The 18368-nt window shown below is 32.4% G+C and carries 17 protein-coding genes; 7 read left to right on the top strand and 10 right to left on the bottom strand.

The features are described from left to right. Nucleotides 1–1338, top strand: a complete 1338-nt coding sequence (locus Q0857_RS16935) for a LysM peptidoglycan-binding domain-containing protein (protein WP_367278089.1) — start codon at nucleotides 1–3, stop codon at nucleotides 1336–1338. Nucleotides 1339–1359: 21 nt separating this feature from the next. Beyond that, complete coding sequence (gene hemL, locus Q0857_RS09305) at nucleotides 1360–2646, top strand: glutamate-1-semialdehyde 2,1-aminomutase (RefSeq protein WP_298534222.1); 1287 nt, start codon at nucleotides 1360–1362, stop codon at nucleotides 2644–2646. Between the two features lie 70 nt (nucleotides 2647–2716). Here hemL and Q0857_RS09310 read toward each other — a convergent pair whose 3' ends face one another. From Q0857_RS09310 to Q0857_RS09320, 3 genes are all read right to left on the bottom strand, one after another. Beyond that, nucleotides 2717–3181, bottom strand: coding sequence for a hypothetical protein (locus tag Q0857_RS09310; protein WP_298534224.1), 465 nt, complete (start codon nucleotides 3179–3181; stop codon nucleotides 2717–2719). Between the two features lie 122 nt (nucleotides 3182–3303). Continuing rightward, complete coding sequence (locus Q0857_RS09315) at nucleotides 3304–4527, bottom strand: hypothetical protein (RefSeq protein WP_298534227.1); 1224 nt, start codon at nucleotides 4525–4527, stop codon at nucleotides 3304–3306. A gap of 56 nt (nucleotides 4528–4583) precedes the next feature. After that, nucleotides 4584–5804, bottom strand: a complete 1221-nt coding sequence (locus Q0857_RS09320) for a tetratricopeptide repeat protein (protein WP_298534229.1) — start codon at nucleotides 5802–5804, stop codon at nucleotides 4584–4586. A gap of 422 nt (nucleotides 5805–6226) precedes the next feature. On the opposite strand from Q0857_RS09320, the gene yiaA reads away from it, so the two are divergent. After that, entirely contained in the window at nucleotides 6227–6709 is a 483-nt protein-coding gene (gene yiaA / locus Q0857_RS09325) for an inner membrane protein YiaA (RefSeq protein ID WP_298534233.1), read from the top strand. 1175 nt (nucleotides 6710–7884) lie between these two features. Here the strand turns inward: yiaA and lysS are convergent. From lysS to Q0857_RS09340, 3 genes are all read right to left on the bottom strand, one after another. Continuing rightward, nucleotides 7885–9573 carry a lysine--tRNA ligase gene (gene lysS / locus Q0857_RS09330; protein WP_298534236.1) on the bottom strand — a complete coding sequence of 563 codons (1689 nt, stop codon included), beginning with the start codon at nucleotides 9571–9573 and terminating at the stop codon, nucleotides 7885–7887. A gap of 72 nt (nucleotides 9574–9645) precedes the next feature. Then, nucleotides 9646–10074 (bottom strand): DUF1573 domain-containing protein, encoded by a 429-nt coding sequence (locus Q0857_RS09335; RefSeq protein ID WP_298534239.1) that lies wholly within the window; start codon nucleotides 10072–10074, stop codon nucleotides 9646–9648. 110 nt (nucleotides 10075–10184) lie between these two features. Then, nucleotides 10185–11237 carry a response regulator transcription factor gene (locus Q0857_RS09340; RefSeq protein ID WP_298534242.1) on the bottom strand — a complete coding sequence of 351 codons (1053 nt, stop codon included), beginning with the start codon at nucleotides 11235–11237 and terminating at the stop codon, nucleotides 10185–10187. A gap of 142 nt (nucleotides 11238–11379) precedes the next feature. Between Q0857_RS09340 and Q0857_RS09345 the strand changes: the two genes are divergently transcribed. The 3 genes from Q0857_RS09345 to lipB are packed head-to-tail and all read left to right on the top strand — an operon-like array spanning nucleotide 11380 to nucleotide 13057. Further along, nucleotides 11380–11538 (top strand): YqaE/Pmp3 family membrane protein, encoded by a 159-nt coding sequence (locus tag Q0857_RS09345; protein WP_019388284.1) that lies wholly within the window; start codon nucleotides 11380–11382, stop codon nucleotides 11536–11538. A 59-nt stretch (nucleotides 11539–11597) separates the two neighbouring features. After that, on the top strand, nucleotides 11598–12356 hold the full coding sequence (locus Q0857_RS09350) for a hypothetical protein (RefSeq protein ID WP_298534245.1): 759 nt from the start codon (nucleotides 11598–11600) through the stop codon (nucleotides 12354–12356). 2 nt (nucleotides 12357–12358) lie between these two features. Continuing rightward, a complete protein-coding gene (gene lipB / locus Q0857_RS09355; protein ID WP_298534247.1) occupies nucleotides 12359–13057 on the top strand; it encodes a lipoyl(octanoyl) transferase LipB in 699 nt (232 codons plus the stop codon). Between the two features lie 22 nt (nucleotides 13058–13079). On the opposite strand, the gene ppk2 is transcribed toward lipB, so the two are convergent. The 3 genes from ppk2 to Q0857_RS09370 all read right to left on the bottom strand — a co-directional run bounded on the left by ppk2 (nucleotide 13080) and on the right by Q0857_RS09370 (nucleotide 15975). After that, entirely contained in the window at nucleotides 13080–13859 is a 780-nt protein-coding gene (ppk2, locus tag Q0857_RS09360) for a polyphosphate kinase 2 (protein ID WP_298534249.1), read from the bottom strand. Between the two features lie 94 nt (nucleotides 13860–13953). Next, a complete protein-coding gene (locus Q0857_RS09365) occupies nucleotides 13954–14610 on the bottom strand; it encodes a DUF2490 domain-containing protein (protein WP_298534251.1) in 657 nt (218 codons plus the stop codon). 159 nt (nucleotides 14611–14769) lie between these two features. Beyond that, the gene (locus Q0857_RS09370) at nucleotides 14770–15975 is read right to left on the bottom strand and encodes a tRNA modification GTPase (RefSeq protein ID WP_298534254.1); all 1206 of its coding nucleotides are present in this window, start codon (nucleotides 15973–15975) and stop codon (nucleotides 14770–14772) included. Nucleotides 15976–16278: 303 nt separating this feature from the next. On the opposite strand from Q0857_RS09370, the gene Q0857_RS09375 reads away from it, so the two are divergent. Then, the gene (locus tag Q0857_RS09375; protein ID WP_298534256.1) at nucleotides 16279–17511 is read left to right on the top strand and encodes a T9SS type A sorting domain-containing protein; all 1233 of its coding nucleotides are present in this window, start codon (nucleotides 16279–16281) and stop codon (nucleotides 17509–17511) included. Between the two features lie 132 nt (nucleotides 17512–17643). Here the strand turns inward: Q0857_RS09375 and Q0857_RS09380 are convergent, their stop codons facing one another. Further along, entirely contained in the window at nucleotides 17644–18312 is a 669-nt protein-coding gene (locus Q0857_RS09380) for a pyridoxamine 5'-phosphate oxidase family protein (RefSeq protein WP_298534260.1), read from the bottom strand. Between the last annotated feature and the right edge of the window lie 56 nt (nucleotides 18313–18368).

An 18368-nucleotide genomic window follows, 5' to 3' on the forward strand; every position in this document is an offset into this window, starting at 1 on the left:
ATGAACAAACTATTAATTTTATTTTGTGTTGGTTTTATGGTTTTTAGCTGTAAATCACAAAAGACTGTGGTTGACAAAGAACCTAATACGAGTTCGCAGCAACAAGGAACTACGAGAAACAATGATAATAAGGAGGCAAAGGATTATGCCGATATTACAGAGCGGTATATAGACACCCATAAAAGCACGGCTAAAACGGAAATGCGATTGTATGGTATTCCGGCTAGTATCACATTGGCTCAAGGTATTTTAGAATCGGGATCTGGTCAAGGTAGACTGGCTTTGGAAGCAGATAATCATTTCGGAATTAAATGCCATGAATGGACAGGTGCAAAGATTTATCATGATGATGATAAAAGGCAAGAATGTTTTAGAAAGTATATTGATGCTAAGTATTCTTTTAGGGATCATTCTTTGTTTTTAACAGAGAGAGACCGTTATGCTAAACTTTTTAGGCTAAATCCGAAGGATTATACGGGTTGGGCTAAAGGTCTTAGAAAGGCAGGTTATGCAACCGATAAATTATATCCTCAAAAACTTATATATATTATTGAGCGTTATAGGTTATATAAATTAGATGAAGAAGTATTATCCGAAAAACCAGTAAAAGGAAATTCTTCAATATCAAATGATGGTCAAGTTTTGCAAGAGGAAGTAGCTGTCTTAAATAGAACAGGAAGTTATACTGTTTTAAAAGGAGATACACAATTTTCTATTTCGCAGAAGCATAATATGACAGTTAGAGAGCTTCAAAAGTTGAATGGTTTAAGTGGTACTGGCCTTAGGGTTGGTCAAGTTTTAGTTGTCATTCCTACTTCAGATAGTGTTGCTCCTGTAAAAGAAGTAAGCAATACAACAAAAGCCATAAATACCTCAAGTAATAAAATAGTCGAGAATGATGTTGAGGAGGGTACTCAGGTTTACGTTCCTAAAAAGAAGGATTATATAACTGAAGAAAAGAAAAATATAAGTGGTGCAGCAAATACAGGAAAAGTTTACACTGTATTAAAAGGAGATACTCAATATTCAATATCTAAAAAGCATAATATTTCGGTAAAGGAGCTTCAAGATCTTAACGGATTAGGTAGTACCAACCTTAATGTAGGGCAAGTTTTGATTGTTTCTTCTTCGGGAAATGACCCCCAAGAGGTTAAAAAAACAAGTAGCCCAAGTAAACCGGTTAGTTCAAGTGGGAAAATAGTTCATAAAGTCGTTAAGGGAGATACACAGTATTCAATTTCTAAAAAATACAACCTTACAGTAAAGGAACTTCAAAATATGAATGGTTTAAAAAATACAAGTATTAGTATTGGCCAAATTTTGGTGGTTAAACCATAGTATAAAAACTAATTTAATTACATGATTTATAAAAGAAGCAGTGCTTTGTTCGCTGAAGCGGAAAAGGTTATTCCTGGGGGAGTTAATTCACCAGTTAGAGCATTTAAAGGTGTTGGAGGTACTCCTGTTTTTATTAAAGAAGCAAGAGGAGCATATTTGTACGATGAAGATGGTAATCGGTTAATTGACTTTATTAATTCTTGGGGACCAATGATATTAGGTCATGCCTACCAGCCTGTAGTAGATGCCGTGGTGGAGAAGGCTAAAAAAGGTACATCCTTTGGTATGCCAACAGAAATAGAAACTCAAATTGCAGAGTTAGCGGTTTCTATGGTGCCCAACATTGATAAAATTCGTTTTGTTAATTCTGGGACAGAAGCCTGCATGAGTGCTGTACGTTTGGCAAGAGGTTTTTCTGGAAAGGCTAAAATTATCAAATTTGCAGGCTGTTATCATGGGCATTCTGATTCTTTTTTGATACAGGCAGGAAGTGGCGCGAGTACTTTTGGAACACCAAATAGTCCTGGCGTTACAGAAGGAACTGCAAAAGATACTTTATTAGCAAAATACAACGATCTTGATAGAGTAAAAGGACTTATTGAAGCTAATTTAAATGAAATTGCCTGCATTATTATAGAGCCTGTAGCTGGAAATATGGGGTGTATCCCTCCAAAAGATGGATTCTTAGAAGGACTAAGACGTTTATGTGATGCTCATGATATTCTTCTGATTTTTGATGAAGTGATGACTGGTTTTCGATTAGCTAAAGGGGGTGCTCAAGAACTTTTTAATATTACAGCAGATATTGTTTGTTTTGGGAAAGTTATTGGCGGCGGTTTACCAGTTGGAGCATTTGCTGCGAGAAATGAAATTATGAGTCATTTGGCACCTTTGGGGCCTGTTTATCAGGCAGGAACTTTAAGTGGTAATCCTTTGGCAATGGCTGCAGGATTAGCCATGTTGACTGATTTAAACACTAGTAAAGACGTGTTTTTACGACTTTCTGAAAAGACTGAATATTTACACAAGGGAATTGAAAGCGTTTTAAAAGCTAATAATGTAGTTCATACTATAAATAGATTGGGGTCTATGATTTCTGTCCATTTTGATGCGGGTTCGGTTACTGATTTTGATACAGCGGCGAAAGGAAATAATGATGTGTTTAAAAAGTTCTTTCACGGCCTTTTAAATGAAGGTGTTTATATAGCGCCAAGTGCTTTTGAAACTTGGTTTATTACCGATGCGTTATCCTATGAAGATTTAGATTTTACAATTAATGCTGTTGACAACGTATCAAAGAATTTATAAAAATAAAACGCATTTCTGAATTTCAGAAATGCGTTCATCATCATCAAACTATAATCAATACTAAACTTAATTATATTCTTTGGTCTTTTCCTTTTTTGGAACCTCGTTTTTTGTGTTTACCTTTCATTGCCATGTGCATCTGAGCTTTCTCCCATTTCGCATACTGTTCTTTATTTAGGATGTCTTTCATTTTGACTTTCATTTCTATTTTATGATCCAGTTTCGCATTTGCCATAGCATAACGCTCTTCATGTGTTAGTTTTTTAGCCGTACCGTTTTCCTGTTCTGCTTTACGCTCCGCCATCATAGCTTTACGTTTTGTAGCATTTTCCAGATTAATGCTTTTTACCTTAGCTTGTTGAGATTCGTTCAAATCAAGAAAGAGAGTCATCTTTTTCGTTTTTAGAGTAGCCATTTCTTCAGCAGAAAGATTCATCATTATTTTGTGTTGATTCTTTCTGTTTTCTTTTTTTTGTTCTTGTGCCACACCTTGTAATCCTATAAAGGCCAAAGCAATTAAAAGTATTTTTTTCATTGTGTCTTATTTAAATTAATTACCAGTAGGACTTTGTTCAATCCCAAAGGTTTAAAGGGGTGCTTAGTTTTAACTTGGTATTAACAAATTTTATTAAAAGAAAATTGTCAAGTTTGCACTAATTAATTAAATAAGGGGAACTTAATTTGACTTCCTACTTGAAAGTCAGGAGCATTATTTACTGGATGATCTTCTTTAAAATATAAAGAGAACTGAAGTTTTGAAGTGCCATAAGTATATATAAGGCTCCAACTAGATAAAGGGCGGTATAAGGTTGCGATACCACTTTCCCAATGCCCATTTATTTCTTTCCATTTCCCTGTTAACCTATAATAGTTTGCTTCATCCTGCTTGTTGTAGCTAGATTGAATTTGGTAGTTAAGCCCTAGGGCGTTAAAATGTCCCTTTTTAGTGTATTTGGTAATTTCAATATGCCCTTCAGCTGTACCTAAGTAAGGATTGTTGCCTAAGTCAAGGACCTCCTTAAAATTCATGAGGTTTTTGCGTAATACATTCCCGCCCAAAGCAAAATTGAGTTCATAGTTGTTTTTTAGGTGAACCTGTTTTAAAGCATTTATGGATATTCCAAAATCAAGCGAAGCATTATGTTTAGAAGTATTAATGCCTAAGTGACTGCCTAAGTTTATAAATATGTTGTGTGCTTTATTAATGGAAAGTTCGGGGTAGTAATAATGGCTAAATTCAACGCCCCCAATAAAAAAATCATTATTATGAAGTTCTAGTGTATTTCCGTTCCTATCAGTATACCTGAAATGAACTTGATTTAGACCATAGAACCGCCTTCCAAATGGGTCTTCACCTCCATTAATGTTGCTATGAAACCACTCAATGGCTTCATCATTAGTAAAAATAGTAAATGGATATTTACCTTTTGTGACTAAATAGGACCGCAGATTTACAATTAACTCTTGTTTTTTAGAGAGGGGTAAGCTATAGCCAATTCTAAACTCTTTGATGACGGCATCAATAACTATAGTCATAGTTTCTGCTGGTGTAGTCTGTTGGTCAATAAAGTTGAACTTTCTTTTGTTCCAAGGAGTTCGTCTAAATTCCGCTCTGATGGCAGGGTTTTTTGGGATATATGCTTTTACCAAAGGTTGAAAGGCGTTGCCACTGGAAGCTGTAAATGTAAAAGTGTTTTTATTTGGTGATGTTTTCTTAAAGTTGGTGTTTATTCGAGAACTAAAAATTCCAAAACTATGAGTTGCTAAAAGACTAGGGTTTTCAATGCCATTTTTTATTTTAAGACTATCGTTGCTTTTATTTTGCGTAAATGCAAGAAAATTAAAGAGGCAGCAAAACAGAATTAAAGTAGATTTTAGCATTATTAAAAATTAAGTTTCTTGTCCATAAAAAGGGACTACCTATATATTAATTCTTCCTAAGTTTGACTTACTAGTTGTAAAGTTGTTTCGTATAGGTCTGTTTTATTCATTTTACCTTTCAGCCAACAATAAAAACTCATAACAAAAATATCTTCTTTGTGGGTTTTAAGCCAAACGAATGATGTTTCTACTTTATTTTTAAATGAATCTGAAGTTACAATTTCAGGATGTTTATAGTACGATTCAACAAAGCCTAAAAAGGTTATTACCCGGTCTTGATGGATGTTTTTAAGGTATTCGTAATATCTTCTTTTAAAGCTTAATAACCTTGATTCTATTAGGTTTATGTATTTGAGTTCAATAAGTAAAAGTATTTCAATAAGATTTTTTTTAATAGTCCATTCTTTTCCAATTTTCTCTAAATACCATTTGTCAGTATGATTGAGCCTTGATAAGGTAGAATGTGATTCTTTGAAATTTCCTTTTTGAAATAAACACATAATTAAGCTTAGTTTTATGTCATATAAGGTTTCGGTATCCGTTGGTTTAGTATGAAGCGCTTCTTTTAGTATTTCTATGGCTTTATTTTGATGCCTTGTGCAGTTTAAGTTAAGTGCGTAAAGTAAATCAAATTTTGGTTTAAAACTGTTATAGTACTTTCTCTTGGAACCGGACATTTCAGTTAGCATTAAATTTAGGTATTGTTTAGATATGTCAAATTTTTTATTTCTAAATAACGTGTTAGCAATTATATATAGAATTTGAATATGGTAATAAAGAGACTTAGATTTATGTTTTATTACTGAATTATAGGTGTTTATTAGAAAGGGTTCTACTCTTATATAATTATTAGTCGTGAAACTAGATATGCCAATGATGGAGATTAATTGATACATAGATTTGAAGGACATAGACTCACTTAGATTAATATTGTGTTCTTCTAAGATCTCATCTAGTATTTGCTGAAAATCGGTAATTGCCCCCTTAAAATTTATTTGGTTCAAAGTGAGTCTGATTTTAGCATAGACCATATTTAGTTCATTTTCTAAGTCGTAATGTTTTTGATTATGCCTAAACTTTTCTATGGAGGTGCTTAAAGGTGTAATAGGGTTTGCATATGCGTATTGAATCTGGGTATGGTATATTTCATTAAGTAACGGGAATAGATGCTTCTCCAAGGCAAGGTTTTCTGCTTTTTTTAAAATTTTGAAAGCAATTTTATATTGTTTGTGAAGAAAGCATCTGCGTGCAGCTAAAATGTGTTTGATAATATACATGTCTGCCGAGTTTTCTTCATGCAGACTAATATTTGCAATAAAATCGATTATTGATTGGTAAAGTCTCTTTCGGAGCGCATGGTAGGCATTTTCGTTCTGATTATTGTAAATTTCAGTAAAGATCTCTCTTGACGTTAGTTGGTTGTTTAGTAGGTGATTAAATAATTGTATGTTTTTGGCGTCTTTGCGCTTGTTTTTTTTGTTAAATACGCAATGAATCCTTGTTGTTCTTCTGAAGAAAATGTAGATATAATAGTGCTTAAATCATTCATTAAGTCGTCATGAAAATATTATAAAGATACTATAAATAATGTGTTATAATAAATAAAGTTCATTATATATCGTCATGAATATGTAATTTTTGTGTTTGCCCAAACCGTTCTAATTTGCAGTTTTGTCGGGTAATCATTAAAACAAAAATTATGAATTATCAAACGACCGTTTCAGTTGATGAAAAATCAAAGGAAACGAAAAAGAAAAATGAACCTAAAAATGTTTTTGATCAAAAACCAACAGCTGCATTTATTGGAGCATCGTGGTCTGCTCTTTTAATTGGTATAACCTCTTATTGTATAGGGTTATGGAATGCTGATATGATGTTAAATGAAAAGGGATACTATTTTACCATTTTATTATTTGGACTTTTTTCTGTAATCTCAGTACAAAAGGCAGTCAGGGATAAAATGGAAGGTATACCTGTAACCGATATTTACTACAGCATTAGCTGGTTTACAACTGTTGCGTCAATTACGCTATTAGTCATAGGGCTCTGGAATGCAAATTTATTGTTGAGTGAAAAAGGGTTTTATGGGATGTCTTTTCTCCTAAGCCTTTTTGCGGCAATAGCGGTTCAGAAAAACACAAGAGATGTGCAATATATTGAAAGAGAAAGAGAAGAAATCTAGTTTAAATAGAATGAGTCGTCAAGACAAAAAAAACATATAAAGTATGTTTTGATGATAGGTTATTTAACCCAAAACCTCGTTATATTAAAGTAGCGAGGTTTTAAATGTGCATATTTCATTATGATTGGAGTCTTTAGTTGTGTACCTTTAATAGATATATTTCTATTGTTTATATCCTTTACTTGAATAGCCAGCTTGTAAAATAGTCCAGAAATTAAGTTCCCTCCTTCAAGGAAAAAATCTATTTCAGGCTTTGAATTTAGTATGATGTCCTTTTTTATATCTATGTTTTTCTTCGACAATAAGATTGGTTTTTTTATTAGATTCTTTCAAACCCCAGATAAAAATTTCAGATTGGAAGAAATAATCAGAATCATGATTTTACATATTGTTTGTATAGACTCGAAGAAGATAATTACCTGGTCTCCCGTTTTTTCTGTTTTAAAATCGCCAGCAACGCTTGCTTTTTCGAAATAATATTATCGTTGTAATCAATTAATTCAACATAAATAATATTACGTTTTTCACTATTAATATGAGTAATTCCGTATACTTAATGAGTAGCAAACCATATATCTTCGCCAATGGCGTAATAGGGCTTGTCGGTTTGTAAGTAGATTTTTTCGGGATAATTATCAGAATAATTTAGTAGCTTATTAATGACGAGTTCTCTGAAATTATTGATTATAGTGGAAGGTAAAAGTAGGGTGACGGCAACACAAAGCATGATTTTTTTAACCATAGTATGGCAAGCTATTTTTGTTAAATTAACTACTAATTTGATTTAGAGGTGTTAAAAACATGACAATTAGACTTTAAGGAATGAACTAAGTTTAATTACAATTTAGAATTAGAAAAAAAATAAGCGTTTAGGGTAGGTGCTTTTTTTACTACTGCTAGTTTCTCTTAAAAAATTAACAAACGAAACATGAAAATCTTAAAGAAAGATTAAAGTTGCCTTGAAGATTGTTAAACATATCTAAATTACATTTAACGGTGGTTAAATTAGCTGATATTTGTAATATAATTGTTTAAAACATTTAGTTTATGAAGTTAAATAGTTAGCAATAACTTCAAAAAATTATGAGTTTATAAATTAAGTTTAGTTTGTTAGTTAGTTAAAAAGCCAGTAATAAAAATTACTGGCTTTTTTAATTTAAAACTATTTGTAGATTTTATATCATACCAACAAATAATCCTTCTTCGGTCTTTTCAACTTTAGCTAAGTTGTTTTTGGTTAATTCTTTAATGGTTTTATCCCATTTTTTATTTGATAATCCAGACTGAACTTTTAAGTCGTTCAAGGTCAATTTTTCAGCCTTCTTAAGTAATTCAAAAACAGCTTTAGCCTCTTCACTTACGGCAATAGCTTTTTTCTCAGGTCGCATTTGCGGGAAGAATAATACTTCCTGAATAGATTGGTTATTAGTTAAAAACATAATTAATCTATCCATGCCAATGCCCATTCCAGATGTTGGAGGCATGCCGTACTCTAATGCGCGTAAAAAATCATGATCAATAAACTCCGTAGCTTCATCGTCACCTTTTGCAGCTAATTTTAACTGGTGCTCAAAGCGCTCTCGTTGATCTATGGGGTCGTTAAGCTCAGAATAGGCATTAGCTATTTCTTTACCGCAAACCATTAGCTCAAAACGTTCCGTTAATTCAGGGTTATCTCGGTGTTCTTTACATAATGGGCTCATCTCCTTTGGGTAATCTGTTATATATGTTGGTTGAATATAGTTTCCTTCACATTTCTCACCAAAAATTTCATCAATCAGTTTGCCTTTCCCCATGGTATTGTCTACTTCAACACCTAAACCTTTCGCCGCCTGTCTAATTTCGTCTTCAGTTTTACCCGTAATATCAAAACCAGTAAAGTGTTTTATAGAATCAGCCATGGTTACTCTAGCGTATGGCGCTTTAAAGTCTATTTCATGCTCACCAAAAGTAGCTTTTGTATTTCCGTTTACGGCAATAGCACAATGTTCAAGTAAGCGTTCACAGAAATCCATCATCCAATTGTAGTCTTTATAGGCTACATAAATTTCCATGGCTGTAAACTCTGGATTGTGTGTTCTGTCCATCCCTTCGTTTCTAAAGTTTTTAGAAAACTCGTAAACACCATCAAAACCACCAACAATTAGTCGTTTTAAATACAATTCATTGGCTATTCTCATGTATAATGGAACGTCTAATGCATTGTGATGCGTAATAAACGGACGCGCAGCTGCACCTCCTGGGATAGGTTGTAAAACAGGTGTTTCTACTTCAAAGTACCCTGCGTCATTAAAAAATGAACGCATGGCATTAAACAATTTAGTGCGTTTTACAAATACTTCTTTTACCTGAGGGTTTACAACTAAATCAGCATAACGTTGTCTGTATCGTTGCTCAGGATCGGTAAAGGCATCATATATAACCCCATCTTTTTCTTTTGGTAATGGTAAAGGTTTTAAGGCTTTACTTAATAAGGTGAAGTCTTTTACTTTTACCGTTTTTTCTCCAACTTTTGTTGTGAACAGTTCGCCTTCAACGCCAATAAAATCTCCAAAATCTAATAACTTTTTAAAGATATCATTGTACTTGGTTTTATCTTCACCTTGGCAAATTTCATCTCTATTAAAATATATCTGTATTTTCCCTTCGGCATCTTGAAGCTGTGCAAAACTAGCTTTTCCTTGAACTTTAATCATCATTAACCGTCCAGCAATGGTAACCCGTTTTCCCTCTTCAAATTGATCTTTTACCTTTTTTGAAGTATGATTTACTGGGTATAAATCAGCTGGGTAAGGATTAATACCAAACTCGCGTAGTTTTACTAACTTTTCTCTACGTACTATTTCTTGTTCTGAAAGCTGCATGCTAATAAATTTTGAAACGCAAAATTACGTTTTTTGTAAAACTTAGCATGCAACTTTTTAAACTGAATTTATCTAAATGGTGTTTTTCAAAACATCGCCTTTAATTTTTAGAACATGATTTGAGTTTTCTGCGTTAGATATAACTGTAATGGTTTTTGAGAATACACCAATTCTATTAGTAGCATACTTGATTTTTATCTCACCTGACTCACCTGGTAAAATAGCTGTTTTGGGGTAAGTTGGTACGGTACAACCACAAGAAGTTTTTACTTTATTAATAACGATAGGGGCTTTTCCAGTATTGGTAAAAGAAAAGGTGCGTTCTCCATTTGCGTTCTCATAAATTTTACCATAGTCTATGGTTTCAGAATCAAAAGTTAAAACTCCGGTGGCTGACGTATTAGTTGAAGATTGCCCAAAACTTGAGCTAAACGAAAAGACAAAAGCTAATGCGACAAGGGCAAATTTAATTGTTGTAAAATACTTAAATGCATGTTTCATAATGATAATATTTTTAATGATTTATAGTAGCAAACATCAAAATATTATAGAGGTTTATAACGAAACATAGGGTTTAAATAAGGACTAGTCCTTAGGTTGATTTTTCTAAATCACTTATGAAATAAGTCTTTAGCTTCTTCCCGAGATTGAATATTAAGTTTTTTAAAAATATTGTTTAAATGAGTTTTTACTGTGCTTGGGCTAATAAATAAGTCCTGCGCTATTTCTTTATTGGATTTCCCGGTAAGCAATAAATCCAATACATTTTGTTCTTGTTTGGTAAGCGATTCACGAATAGTTTTATTCTTTTTATTTCTTTTAAATCGAATTAGAAGCCACATATTAAGAAATAATGAGCATATTAAAAGTGCTATTAAAACAAGGGTTTTATTATGCCAAGGTTGTTTACTTTTAATCTGTAAAGCATATTTATCGGCTGCTAATTCAATTTCAAATTGTCTTGCGTAGTTTGAATTTGGATATGCATTTTTTAAACGGAAAAGCAAATCGTCGTAATAATTATTGGTTTTAAGATCTTCAATATAGAATTGATAAAGGTCTGAGTTTTTATTTGTTAAAAAAGAATAAATGTATAATTCTGCTAGGGGCTCATTAAGGCTTTTACCGAAGTATTGAAAGTTGCGGAACCATTTTCTGTTATTTAATTTTCTATTGGCTTCGCTTCTAAAAGCTGCATAATCATAGATCATTTCAACTTTTAGAGAATCAATTTTTATAATGGCATTGGTTTTTGAATTGTTTGATTTAACATCGCAAAACATTTCATTATCAAAAGAAAAAGGAAAATCAATGCTATCATTATTTTTGGCTATAAAAACAATGGTTTTACTATTGTTGCATTCTCCGCTAAAGTGCTTGAGGTTTTGTTCATGTTCAAAGCAATTATCAACATGTATCCTGTAAATTTTGTTATGCATTTCAAGTTGATCACCCGTAATAATAAACTTGCCAGTGCTATCGGCTTCAACCTTTGTTATTATCTGTTCTGAATGAATACCAGATATCTTTCTGTAATCATCAATAATAGAAAGGTAAACGCTGCTATTCCATTGGTCTTTATTTACATGGCCTGTAAACTGATACTGCGCTTCCGCAGAAAAAGATATTGAAAATAAAACTATGGCTGACAAGATAAATCGCATACTACGAATCTACTATAAAATATTTTAAAAAAGGGCTAAGTTTCAATTGTAAATAACTGTAACAATCTCGTCATCGAAACGTCAAATAAGTTATCAATCAGTATATGCTGAATTTGTTTCAGTATTAAAATTAAATCATCACATGAGTTTTTGGAGAGTTTTATTATCTATTATTTGTCCACCTTTAGCTGTTATAGACAAAGGTTGTGGCTCAATTATTATTGTTTTTTTACTGTGGCTTTGTGGCTGGGTGCCAGGCGTAATTGCCGCTTTGGTTATACTTAATAATCCTAAGAATTAATCTATATTTGTGTAAATTTTGTTACTGCTTTGGCAGATAGAAACTATAAATTCATACAAATGAACAAACTTACTTTTCTTACTACACTTTTAGCGGCTATGTTTTTAACAAGCTGTCAATTTTCTGAAAATATTTATTTAAATGAAGATGGTTCTGGAAAGATGGAGTTTAGTTTTGATGCCTCCGAGCTTATGCAAATGGCTGGAGAGCAGTTTAGTGAGAGTAGTGGTGAAAAAGACATAGATTCTACCTTTACTTTTAAAGAGATTTTTGACCAAAAGCGAGATAGTATTTCACAATTACCAGAGGAGGAACAGGTAAAATTAAAAGCGTTAGAACCTTTTTCTGTACATATGGTGATGAGTGAAAAAGAAAAGAAAATGAATTTTGATTTGTTTACTGATTTTAAGAATGCTTCAGAATTGCAAGATATGTTTACAGCATTAAATACAGTAAGTAATTTACAGGGAAAAGACGTTGCAAAAACTAGCGATCCTTCAAATCCATTTTCATCGATGATGGCAGGAGGTAATTCTGAACTTAATTATTCTTTTGAAAATGGCGTTTTTAAACGCTCGGTTGAAGTACTTGATAAAGAAGTGCAGAAACAAATTATGGACAGTCTTGGTCAGGGCGCTATGATGTTTGCAAATTCAAAATATAAATTAAATTATCATTTTCCTCGAAAAGTAAAGTCGGTTTCAAACGACAAAGCAATGTTTAGTGCCGACGGAAAAACGGTGATACTAGAATATGGCTTAATGGACTATATGGCAGACCCCGAAATTATGAACTTGGAAATTGTATTAGAGGATTAGCTTTGAATAAAACCATTAAAATAGAAGACTTAGGAAGCAAAGACTATAAACAAACTTGGGATTATCAAGAAGAATTGTTTAAAGGCATTGTAGATACTAAAATAAAGAATAGGCGAGAAGATACCGATATAGTAACTAGTAATTATTTTTTGTTTGTTGAGCACCCGCACGTATATACTTTAGGTAAGAGTGGAGATTTGGCTAATTTACTGGTTGATGAGGATGAATTAAAAGCTAAAAACGCAAGATTTTATAAAGTAAATAGAGGAGGGGATATTACTTATCATGGCCCCGGTCAAATAGTAGGTTACCCTATTCTAGATTTGGATAATTTTTTTACCGACATTCATAAATACCTTCGTTTTCTGGAAGAGATGATAATCTTAACGCTAGCTGAGTATGGTTTAAAAGCTGAGCGTAGCCCGGGAGAAACTGGTGTTTGGCTAGATGTTGGTACACCATTCGCTCGAAAAATTTGTGCCATGGGTGTACGGGCAAGTCGTTGGGTAACAATGCATGGTTTTGCACTAAACGTGAATGCTAATTTGGGGTATTTCGATTTAATGATACCTTGTGGTATTCGAGGTAAAGCAGTAACCTCTTTGAATGTTGAGCTAGGTAAACAAACTGTTGACGAAGCCGAGGTTAAATCAAAACTTTTAAATCATTTTTCAAAACTTTTTGAAGCTGAGTTTTGTTAAAATCCTATTGTTTTCAATTGATTTAATACTTTTCGGGGACAAACGTTTGGTAATTCATAGGTGGGCGCACATAACCCTCGTAGTCTGGTAGTTCAGGAAGTTTAATCGGTTTAATGTTCATTCTTTCATAAGGAATTTGACTTAATACATGACTAATGCAATTTAGTCGAGCCTTTTTTTTATTATCTGAGTTAACAACGTACCATGGGACTTGCTTGGTATCGGTATGTGCAAACATATTGTCTTTCGCTTTTGAATATTCTAACCACCTAGATCTTGATTCTAAATCCATAGGGCTAAATTTCCATCGCTTTAATGGGTTGGAAATGCGGTTTTTAAAACGACGTTCTTGTTCCTCATCACTAACAGAAAACCAATATTTTAGAACAATAATACCGGAGCGCACGAGCATACGTTCAAATTCGGGACAGGATCTCAGGAATTCTCTATATTCGTCATCAGTACAGAAACCCATGACCTTCTCAACTCCAGCACGATTATACCAACTTCTATCGAACAATACAATTTCACCAGCAGCAGGTAAATGATAGGCATAGCGCTGAAAATACCATTGTGTTTTTTCTTTTTCAGTAGGGACACCTAAAGCAACTACTTTACAAACACGAGGGTTTAATGGCTCGGTAAAGCGTTTGATAGTACCTCCTTTACCAGAAGCATCTCTACCCTCAAAAAGTATAACTACTTTTAAACCTTGATTTTTAACCCATTCTTGCAGATGCACCAACTCGGTATGAAGTTTTGCTAGCTCTTCATCATAATTAAACTTATTATTTTTAGACATGTGTTTCTTTTTTAAAGAAACTACAATTTAAAAAAAATGGATGAATTTTACCTTGTCGAAAAGCCTTAAAAAGTTAAAGAATTGTAATAAAAATTTAGAAGTTCAAAAAAGTAACCATATTAATTTGATCGCGGTTACCGTTGTTTAAAAATTGATTCATGTAACCCAGTTCAAAACGAATGCTGTTGTTTAATTTGTATCCAAAACCACCATACAGTCTATTTCTATCAAAAACGTCTTTTTTTGTGTTTAAAAATATCTCATTGTACATAGAGAAGTATAGAGTTTTATCAATCAATTCTTTTTTATTTAATGGAACGTTTAATCCTAGGAAATAGCGCAGTCTTAACTTGAAATCCTTTTCTATAAAACGTTGTTCAAATCTGTAGCGATGTTGAAGACTAATAATGCTTATGTTTTGTTTGGTAATAAATTGCTGGTATATTCTGTGTTCATTTACGCTTTCTTTTTTATTGGAGTTTCCAACGTAATTTTCACTTAGTATATAGCCATAGCCTAGAAGTAAATTGTTATTATTTTCGGTTAGATTATAACCAATTCCAGTTCTTATAAGGAGCTGCTCTAAGTCTGAAATAGCATTATAACTTCGGTATTGCACCTCGTTATGCCAATTCAGTTTATGGTTAATTTGTTTATTTCCGAAATAGAGGAGCCAATTCCCTAAATCACTACTCTGTGAAAACCCAATAAAGGGTGCTAAAACAAGAACTATTATTTGAAGACGTTTCATTAAACCTGCTATTTTAATTTATGTCACCTTCAAAAATAGCGAAATTAATTTTTAATATAGGTGAGTCCTTACTGTTCCAATGATTGTCGTGGTAGTATAGGTATAGACCAAGACTTAGAATTTTAAGTTCATTTATGCCGGTTTTTACCTTTGTTAAAATTAAAATATGGTGTACCCAAAAATTAAGGCAATAGTATTTAAATCTGAATCCCTATGGTGATGATTTCTAAAAATGTCTCGAGGAGTATGATATCTAAGTTCTAAATGATATTTTTTGTAATTATAGCCAGCACCAAGGGCTAATCCAGAAATATTGGATATGTCGTCGATGACTCTTCCATAAGAGTATTGAATAGTTGAGCTATTGCTTAAGTCCGTAACAAAGGAAGCATTAATAAAAAGTTTTGATTTTTGATTAAGAAAAAAATAGTGTCTTAATCCTATAGCTAATTCAATTGATTTATAATCTAGTTTAGCACTACGAGTCCCAATTCCTAATTCTTTTTCTGATTTGAAGCTAAAATAATAGGGTTCAGCTATAATTCCCCATTTGTTTTTGTTGAATGGAAGAATAAATTCACCTTCGAAACCAATTCTAAAACCTAGCTCATTTCCAAAATCAACATCTAGTCCATGTGAGTTAAAATAATATGTTTTTAAAGAATTACTATTTACGCCTAGTCTGAGTTTTAAATTGAACAAATTCTTTTTAGTAGTTTCAACAAGGTTCTTATACTCAGGGTTCATACACTTATTGTATTCCATAAATATTTTTGTCAAATCTTTTTTTGTGTATTCTGCTCTTTCAATTTTCGATTGTGTTATGTCATTACATTTTAGATGGTTTAAAATTTGTTGCTTGTATCTAATGTTATATCGTAACTCTTTCTGGTTGCTTAAATAGTTTTTATAAACTAAAGGTTCTATTTCAGAAGTGTTTAGACTATAAAAATATCTTGAAATTAACCCATCACTATAACCATATAAATTCGCTTTTCCCTCTACGAGTATTTTTAATAAAAGCTCCTCTTCTTTAAAATTTGGCTCTCTTTTATAATCTAATTTGTCAATCTGTTCGCTAGAACGGTCAATGCCTACATTTGCTTTAATGTATTTTGAAAAGTTATAGATACCAAATTCTTTAGTTGACTTAATGTTTTGAGTTTTTTGCTCAGAATCCTGAGTGAGTTTGTATTTAAACTCTATAGGATTAATTTCCCAATCTACATTTTTAATTAGGCATTCAATTCTTTGGCCATTATTATTAATAAAATAACCTTTTTCAAATGTAATTTGTGCATTGGATATTAAATTAAAAAAAATTACAAGAATAATAGTTAAATACTTTTGAATGGGATATGTCATAAATTCTCGGTTTTAGGTGTAGTAAGATAATACTTCTAATATTAGGCTTTTTTTTTGAAATTTTTAATGTGTTTGGTGCTTTTTTGTACCTAACTAATAATTGAATTCTATTTTTTCTTTATTCGAAATATAATTGTTTGATTTACAGCGTGTTATTTTTTTTATTTATGCAAAATGTGTTTTTATGTTTTCTAGACTAGACTATAAAAAAACTCAATTAAAACTTGACTTTTTATATTTAAAAGAATCGTAAACTATTAAAAAGCTTATTTTTAGGGTTTAAACTAAAAATGATATAATGCTATGAAAAGAATATTTACACTATTATTTAGCCTTCTTACTTGTCTAGGTTTTTCTCAAGATTGGACGGGTATTAATATTCCTGCTGATCCTGGAACAGGAAAGGAGTGGGTTTTACAAGAAAACGTTTCAGATGATTTTAATTATTCGGCCCCCGCGGGAAATAAGGGGAGTACATTTTTAAGTAAATGGGATGATTTTTATCATAATTCTTGGCAGGGACCGGGGTTGACAACTTGGGCAAGGAACCATTCTTTAGTAGATGAAGGCGAATTGCAACTAATTGCTTCTAGATTTCAAACAAATAGGGTAAATGCTGGTGCCGTGCATTCTAACAATACCATTGTGTACCCAGTTTACATTGAAATTAGAGCAAAGATTATGAACTCAGTTTTAGCCAATGGAGGTTGGCTATTAAGTCCTGATGATACTCAGGAGATTGATTTTATGGAAGGGTATGGAGCAAGTACATGTGGTAATTGCGGTTCAAGCAATAGTAATCAAGTATGGTATGCTCAAAGAATGCATCAAAGTCATCATGTATTTATAAGAAGGCCTTTTCAAGATTGGCAGCCAAGTGAGTTTGGTAGTACAGGAAGTAATCCGTCAGAATTTCCTACATGGATAACAAGAAATGATGGTGCTGGTAATATTAACTGGAGGGATGATTATCATCGATATGGGGTGTATTGGGAAGATCCTACACATCTGTATTATTATATTGATGGGGTATTAGTTACTCAACGAGAAGGTATGGAACAAATTGATCCATTGTTTTTTACAAACTCTGTAAATCAAGGAGATACAAATAATGATACCAGAACTGGTTTGAATAAAGCAATGGATATTCTTTTTACAGTTGAGGATCAAGATTGGAGATCTAATAACAGTGTTACTCCAACAGATGCTGAATTGGCTAATACGGATAATCATACATTACGTATAGATTGGATAAGAGCGTACAAACCTGAAAATACTGCGTCAGTGGATGAATGGTTCACAAATAACCTTAAAGTGTCTCCTAATCCGTTTGAAAGTAAAGTTGATATTCAATCTGGTGTTTTGTTGAATCAAATTCAATTATATAGTATTGATGGAACAGAAGTGTTTTCTCAAAAAAACATCAATGCGTTAAACAATACTATCGTATTGGATAAACTATCATCAGGTTTATATATTTTGAAAGTTGAAAATAACAGTGGGAGTTGGGCATATAAGAAAATTATAAAGAAATAATTTTTTATTAGAAAAAATAGAAAAAGGTAAGCATACTTATAATGCTTACCTTTTTTTTGTAATACTCCGCACCAAATATCATTATAAGCGATTTACTAGAGAATCATTTTTTACTGTTTTGAACAGGTCAATTTATGAGTTGCTTTTGTGCGTATTATAATATTCCAAAACATGATCAGGCATTTTTATGTCTTCTGGAAGTAAATGGTCGCGTAGGGGATATTCTGAAACTTGCTTTATGGGTATAACTCCTGCCCAAATAGGTAAATGTCTATCACGTTTTTCATCAATGGCACCTTCATTTCTAATTTTTGCCGAGGCTGTTTCAATAGTCATTTCAACGACTAATGTTCTCTTGAGTTCTAAATTGGTAATAGGGCGAAGTTCTTCCCATCGTCCATTTATCATTTGGTCCACAACACACTTTAATATGGCTTCCTTTTCTTTTAGGTTTTCAACTTCTACTAATTTACCAAAAAGTGTTGCAGATCTATAATTAACCGAGTGGTGCAAACCAGAACGAGCCAAGACTAAACCATCCAAATGCATTACGGTTATGCTTACGTCTTTACATTCTAATAGGTTTAGAAGCATTCTATTTTTTCCAGAACCGTGTAAATAAATTTTGTTGCCTATTCTACCATAAGACATAGGAAGACTTATAACTTTACCATTATAATTGTAGCCGACAAAACAGATAAATCCAGCATCCAAAATAGCGTTTATTTTATCTACATCATAAAGTGCTCTGTTGATGCCTCTTTTAACTTCGTTTAGCTCAGATTTTTTGAATTCTTCCATGGTTTTATTATTTAATAGATCAAAATTACTACTTTAGTGGATGCTTCAATTCGTCC

This window comes from uncultured Algibacter sp. (assembly GCF_947495925.1).
GTDB lineage: Bacteria > Bacteroidota > Bacteroidia > Flavobacteriales > Flavobacteriaceae > Algibacter_E.